Source organism: Okeania sp. SIO2F4, assembly GCF_010672385.1.
Classification (GTDB): Bacteria; Cyanobacteriota; Cyanobacteriia; order Cyanobacteriales; family Microcoleaceae; genus Trichodesmium.
The window spans coordinates 1-3,493 of the sequence record NZ_JAAHGT010000987.1 but is presented as its reverse complement, the minus strand read 5'-3'; the positions used below and the strand labels follow the sequence as shown (position 1 = coordinate 3,493).

Here is a 3,493-nt window from a genome sequence, read left to right as displayed (position 1 = left end):
TCAGGATGGGATGCATGGGTTACCTAACCATATCTAATCGACCAAGAGAAGAAAAAAAATTCCTTGAACGCCAATTCTATTTGTTATAATAAGAGGTAATAATTAATAATTAATAATTAATTATTGAAACCTGTGGTTAAAGATGGGAAATTACCTTGGTATAAAATAGAATAATGTTTCGGTTCAAAAAATATTACAATCAGATATTTTGAGAGGTAAATCTTAAATATTTGCCGTTGACTTTTAGATAAAAAAATAATAAATTTATTAATATAGAAAAAAGATTGAATCATAGGAATTATTAGTGTTTTTTCTAGATGAATGTTATTTAATTTGTACAAAAATAGCAATCAGGAATGAGATGTGAGAACTCCTGCATGAACAAAGTTGAAGATAATGACAATAAAATTTATATCTTCTTCTCACAAATCAAAAATGACTGCTATATTTGTGGATATGTTTAGGGAAAAACCGACATGAGAATAGAGATTCTAGTCAATCCGGGAAAAAGAAAAACCAACTTATTCTTAATTATGGTGCGATAAATTATCGAACTGGAAAAGTCATCGAAGCGCGAATATTCCCAAGGAAATACAGAAGACCTCTTGCAAAAATTTTAATTAAATCAATTAAAGATATAGAATCAACAATTTCATCCCCCCTATTCCCTATTCCCTATTCCCTGACTTCTGCAATAAGTCTAGAGAATACTATCAATTTAGTCGCGCAATTAATCAAAGAAAACCAAAACAAACAGCTCGTCATTATTTGGGATGGAGCTACTTATCATCCTAGTCAAGAATGGAAAAAGTATTGAGACAGCTAGGAATCAAGAAAAAAGCGAAGAGGAATAGTTAATATATATAAAAACAAGCAATAATTACGACAAAAATTAATAATAAAAAAATCATGTCCTTAACAGAACAAATCCTCTCTCAAATTCCAGGAAACCCCCTAGAAAGTCTGCGACGAGTCGATCTAATTTGGCAAAAACTTCGAGCTGAAAATATACACGTTCCTACCACCGTTAAGACAGAAACTCAATTATTAGAAACGTCCGACTGGGATGTAGTAATTTGTGGAGGTACTCTAGGTATACTTATTGGCACAACCTTAGCTAAGAAAGGTTGGCGGGTTGCCCTGTTAGAACGAGGTATCCTCAAAGGTAGAACACAAGAGTGGAATATCTCCCGCAAAGAACTAGAAACATTTGTAGAATTAAACCTCCTCTCTCCAGAAGAACTAAAAACAGCGATCGCTACCGAATATAATCCTGCTCGGATTAGCTTTCCAAATAGTCCTGACATCTGGGTAAAAGATGTCCTCAATATTGGTGTAGACCCAGTTTATCTGTTAGAAACTCTCAAAAATGGCTTCCTCAAAGCTGGTGGTCAACTATTTGAAAATACAGCTTACGAAGCAGCAACCATTCATTCAGATGGGGTAAATATCCAGACTAGCAATGGTCAATCCTTCAAAACTCGACTGCTTCTCGATGCAATGGGACATTTTTCTCCCATTGTTAAACAAGCAAGGGAAGGCAAAAAACCTGATGCTGTCTGTTTAGTGGTTGGTACTTGTGCTACTGGATACCCAAAAAATGACACGGGTGATATTTTTGCCTCATTCACTCCCATACAAAATCAATGTCAATATTTTTGGGAAGCATTTCCTGCTAGAGATGGGCGAACTACTTATTTATTTACCTATTTAGATGCTCATCCAGATAGATTTTCTTTGGAATTTTTCTTTGAAGAATATCTACGTCTATTACCTGAATATCAAAAAGTCGAACTTAGTCAACTGATATTCCAACGTGCCTTATTTGGTTTTTTCCCTTGTTATCGTCAAAGTCCTCTTCAAACTCCTTGGAATCGTATTTTACCAGTGGGAGATAGTAGCGGGAGTCAGTCTCCTCTAAGTTTTGGCGGGTTTGGGGCAATGGTACGTCATTTGAAACGTCTAAGCGTGGGTATTAATGAAGCTTTGGAAACTGAAAATTTATCGGCAAATTCTCTGGCGCTTTTGCAACCTTATCAACCTAATGTATCAGTTACTTGGTTATTTCAACGTTCTATGAGTATAGGGGTAAACCAAAAAGTTGAACCACATCAAATTAATCAACTATTGGCAGGGGTATTTCAGGTAATGGAAAAACTCGGTGAACCTGTGCTTAAACCTTTTTTGCAAGATGTGGTACAGTTTCCTGCTTTGGCACAAACTTTATTTGTTACTTCTTTAAAGCAACCAGGTTTGGTAATAAAAATTATTCCTCAAGTTGGTGTGGAAAATTTATTAGATTGGATGAAGCATTATTTTAATTTGGGAGTTTATAGTTTGTTATATTCCATTGGGGGAATAATGGAAGGTTTGATGGCAAAAATGTCAGAGGAGCAAAGGTATTATTATCACCGTTGGATCGAACAATGGAAATATGGTTCAGGAGGAGATTATAGTGACTAATCTAAATTTAACAAACTTCAAACAGCACCTAGACAGAGGTTGGATGAAGTCTAGAATTACTCATAAATTTTCTTTAGCCTCAGGAGTGCTTTTACTGTTAATTAGTGGTGTGGCTTTGACAAGTTTTTTTCCATGAGAGTTGTGCGAAATAAAACCGAGTCAATTATGGCAACTAACATCAAAATTCAACGTTTAGTTTTTGAAATGAACAACGCTTTGAATGAAATGTATTGACTCTGGTTCTATAAGCAATAGTTGGAAATTTTCACTATTCATCACCTCTGCTTGGGTGCTTCATAAAATGTATTAACTATTGCTCTATCCGCAATAGAAGGAAAATTTCACTATCCATCACCTCTGGCGGGGTGCTTCATAAAATGTATTAACTATTGCTCTATCCGCAATAGAAGGAAAATTTCACTATCCATCACCTCTGGCGGGGTGCTTCATAAAATGTATTAACTATTGCTCTATACGCAATAGAAGGAAAATTTCACTACCCATCACCTCCAGCAGGGTGCTTCATAAAATGAATTAACTATTGCTCTATACGCAATAGTTGGAAAATTTCACTACCCATCACCTCTGGCGGGGTGCTTCATAAAATGTATTGACTCTGGTTCTATACGCAATAGTTGGAAAATTTCACTACCCATCACCTCTGGCGGGGTGCTTCATAAAATGTATTGACTCTGGTTCTATAAGCAATAGAAGGAAAATTTCACTATCCATCACCTCTGGCGGGGTGCTTCATAAAATGTATTGACTCTGGTTCTATAAGCAATAGAAGGAAAATTTCACTATCCATCACCTCTGACGGGGTGCTTCATAAAATGTATTAACTATTGCTCTATACGCAATAGTTGGAAAATCTCACTATCCATCACCTCCGGCAGGGTGCTTCATAAAATGTATTGACTCTTGCTCTATCCGCAATAGAAGGAAAATTTCACTACCCATCACCTCCAGCAGGGTGCTTCATAAAATGAATTAACTATTGCTATATACGCAATAGTTGGAAAATCTCACA

At 35.9% G+C, this 3,493-nt stretch carries 3 protein-coding genes; all 3 read left to right on the top strand.

Annotated features, from left to right (window positions below):
• The first annotated feature begins 448 nt into the window (after positions 1 to 448).
• The 3 genes from F6K22_RS36050 to F6K22_RS36040 all read left to right on the top strand — a co-directional run bounded on the left by F6K22_RS36050 (position 449) and on the right by F6K22_RS36040 (position 2,599).
• Positions 449 to 817 (top strand): hypothetical protein, encoded by a 369-nt coding sequence (locus tag F6K22_RS36050; RefSeq protein WP_293109425.1) that lies wholly within the window; start codon positions 449 to 451, stop codon positions 815 to 817.
• Between the two features lie 92 nt (positions 818 to 909).
• Complete coding sequence (locus F6K22_RS36045; protein ID WP_293109423.1) at positions 910 to 2,463, top strand: NAD(P)/FAD-dependent oxidoreductase; 1,554 nt, start codon at positions 910 to 912, stop codon at positions 2,461 to 2,463.
• Positions 2,456 to 2,599: a hypothetical protein gene (locus F6K22_RS36040; RefSeq protein ID WP_293109421.1), complete on the top strand. Its 144-nt coding sequence runs from the start codon at positions 2,456 to 2,458 to the stop codon at positions 2,597 to 2,599. The genes F6K22_RS36045 and F6K22_RS36040 overlap by 8 nt, the downstream gene beginning before the upstream one ends.
• The last annotated feature ends 894 nt before the right edge of the window (positions 2,600 to 3,493 follow it).

Bases quoted from the DNA above. Each gene is read 5' to 3' on its own strand.
- F6K22_RS36045 (WP_293109423.1), top strand. From the start codon at position 910: ATGTCCTTAACAGAACAAATCCTCTCTCAAATTCCAGGAAACCCCCTA.